Raw genomic sequence first — 2,775 nt, 5'->3', positions numbered from 1 at the left:
CAACCATTGCGTCGCCCTCTCCGAAATGCCTGGCCTGTTGCGCAGGCTTGCTTCCGAACTGGCAGGGCCGACACCAGAAATCCCGCCTGTCATCCGCCTCGAGGCTGCGATTGCTGCTCAGGAGCACGGCACAATGGAACAGACAGAAGGCCAGCTTGGCACCCCCTCGACATTTGTCTGCCCAGAATGTCACGGACCACTTTGGGAGATCGAAGACGGGCCGATCACCCGCTACCGTTGTCACACCGGACATGCGTTCGGAGCAGACGTTTTGATGCAGGCTCAAGCGGACGATGCGGAACAGGCTCTTTGGAGCCTTCTAAGAGCGCACCAGCAGCGAGCCGAGTTAGCGAAACGAACCGCAAAACGCGAAGCCGCTCGTGAAAGACATAGCTTGGCCAGCCAAATGGCTGCGCGGGCCGCGGAATACGAAGCTGACGCGAAACTTATTGAAGAGATCATCCATCGTCGAACGACATAACAAAGTAGAGGCAATCGAGGCAGGGGCGGGGTCTGATGTGGATCCCAGGAAATAGCGGCTATTCCATCAGGAACTTTCCAGCGTTAAGAACGTGCGCTGCAGATCGACGACGGCCAACCGCTGGAACCACTGCGGTTCTCGACCTGCCTGCGGCTGGCTGCATCATGCCGCTCACCCTCGATGAACGGACAGTAGCCGCATTGCGGGCGGGCTCGGTGCTGAAGATCAAGGTTAAAAGCGCCGATCAAAAGGACGTGGCGCTGTCCGTATCGTTGAAAGGTCTTGCACCCGCGATGGACAGGCTCGGCGTCCTCGCTGGATCTTGAAAACGCGGCCGTGGGGGGCCGACTGCCAACGCAGTGGTGCGTTCTCGCCTCCCGCCATGACGCGGACACAACAACTTACGCCGGTTGGCAGGGTCTAAACCGCAGGTATCCGAGACGGACACAGCGAATGCCCCGGGTTGGGTGATGAGGGGTCCCGTGGTTTAGGCTCGCCAATGGCCGGAGCCGCAATGCAGTTCCGGCCATTTTTACTCAGCCTGAGATTTTTGCCGCCCGCGCCATTGGCGCGGGCCGCAGACCTCGATTGCCTAGCATCAGGAAAGAAGCTATCGGTATGCTCTTGACGAGAGAGGAATATGTTCCTTATTTCAGCTTGATCTGGAGCAGCAAGGGACCATGGCTCGGCGTCACTCGCGCCGCTGGCCGGCGAAGCTATGGCAAAGACAGCGGAAGACAATTTTCGGATCGAGGTCTGGGATCGCGAGGAGCAGGCTTTGTCAGAGACCATTTCGCGTTCTCCCGATCCAACTGTGAGTCAGGCAGCCTGGCAAGCTGCCATCCGGCGCCGGCCGGGCATGTTGCTGATCCACTACAACAGTCGGCATGTGATGGAGAAAATCCTTACGCCGGGCGAGGTGAAGATCCCGTCACAGACCATCATCGATGGCAGCGTCCATGCCGGCTTCGATGTGGCGCTCGGCGATCTTCGCGAATGGCATGTGTTGCGGGCTTAGTGCAGATCCTGCTCGCACCACGCGACGGTAAAGCCTGCCGGGCTCATCCAGCGCTATGGAAAAGGCGCCCTGTTCAGCTCTGTCGAGCGAGCGCTTTTCTGCACGAGTTGTGACAGGGGCGGGCCTGTCCGTCTTGAAATTCACAAGCTGCCACGCAATTGAGGAGAGCCGAAGGGAGCACAACCTGAGTGATTCATCAGGCAATGCCACTGTACCGGCCAATCCTAGCGTCGCCGATGCGCGCGAACGATGCCGGTCGCATCCATATCCTGAACGCAAACCATACGGACCGCCGCGGACGGGGACAGTCGGTCCCGCGTCCCGTCCTGCGGCCGGCGCTATGCTGACGCTCCTACGGCTGTCCCGTTCACCGCCCGCGGCGGGGGCGAATTTCCTCCGTCCAGCGCGCGACAATGCCGCTGTTGCGGACGCGCGCAGGACTGCGGCTTATACGCCGTTCTTCCTTAGAGCGCCGACGGTCGCCGGCGCGTAGATGCTTGGGGATGGAACCGAACCGCGGGGCAGGGTATTGAATCGGACTATGTAACCGAGTTCCGCATGTCGCCTGTAGATGGCACCCTAAGCATCAGCAAAAGGCGCACACGGCGCAGAGACTCAGAATCTATCCCTGCATATCCGCTGCCGGGGTTTCGGTCGTTCCAGCTCTGCACATTGACAGACCAAATACCGGTGGGCGGGGATTGGCTTTTCGAGATGAAGTTCGACGGCTATCGTGCCCAAGTCGCCATCTCCGGCTCGGACGTCGTCGTCTATACCCGCAATGGCCACGACTGGACCCGACAGTTCAAGGTCATCCTGCCGCCGCTTCAGAGACTGACAAAGGGCGCGGTGCTGATCGACGGTGAGATCGTCGCCATCGACAGCCAGGGCCGCACGAACTTCTCCATGCTGAAAACCGGCATTGCCGCGGGTCTGCCGCTCAAATTCTACGCCTTCGACCTGCTTGAATTGGATGGCCAAGATCTGTCGAACCAGCCGCTCCTCGCGCGCAAGGAGCGGCTGGAGTCCCTGCTGGGCACTCGCCTGCCAGACGACTGCCTGCAATTCTCCAGCCACATCGTCGACCAGGGCAAAAGGGTGTTCGACGCCATGTGCGAGGGCGGCCACGAAGGTATCATCGCCAAACGCGCCGACAGCTCCTACGTAGGCGATCGCACCAGGAGTTGGCTCAAGATCAAGTGCACGAAGCGACAGGAATTCGTTGTCGGCGGCTATCGCCCGAGTGACACAGGACATGGCATGGCCTCGCTTATCC

Annotated in this window: 3 protein-coding genes and 1 pseudogene; all 4 read left to right on the top strand. The window is 60.2% G+C overall.

The window, feature by feature from the left end; genetic code table 11:
• Positions 1-481, top strand: a pseudogene (locus EN991_RS30990) (chemotaxis protein CheB); the annotation flags it as partial.
• A gap of 164 nt (positions 482-645) precedes the next feature.
• The gene (locus EN991_RS40075; protein WP_164766096.1) at positions 646-807 is read left to right on the top strand and encodes an invasion associated locus B family protein; all 162 of its coding nucleotides are present in this window, start codon (positions 646-648) and stop codon (positions 805-807) included.
• Between the two features lie 392 nt (positions 808-1,199).
• Positions 1,200-1,499 (top strand): hypothetical protein, encoded by a 300-nt coding sequence (locus EN991_RS41245; protein WP_245461123.1) that lies wholly within the window; start codon positions 1,200-1,202, stop codon positions 1,497-1,499.
• 558 nt (positions 1,500-2,057) lie between these two features.
• On the top strand, positions 2,058-2,775 hold a 718-nt coding region (locus tag EN991_RS30975), incomplete at its 3' end, for an RNA ligase family protein (protein ID WP_281058826.1).

The organism is Mesorhizobium sp. M7A.F.Ca.US.005.03.2.1, assembly GCF_003997795.1.
Classification (GTDB): Bacteria; Pseudomonadota; Alphaproteobacteria; order Rhizobiales; family Rhizobiaceae; genus Mesorhizobium; species Mesorhizobium ciceri.
Note: the sequence above shows the minus strand (reverse complement) of the source record. Positions and strands in the feature narration are given on the sequence as shown.

What these genes read in the sequence shown, in the direction of transcription:
- EN991_RS40075 (WP_164766096.1), top strand. Translation starts at nt 646, where the DNA reads ATGCCGCTCACCCTCGATGAACGGACAGTAGCCGCATTGCGGGCGGGC.
- EN991_RS41245 (WP_245461123.1), top strand. Translation starts at nt 1,200, where the DNA reads ATGGCAAAGACAGCGGAAGACAATTTTCGGATCGAGGTCTGGGATCGC.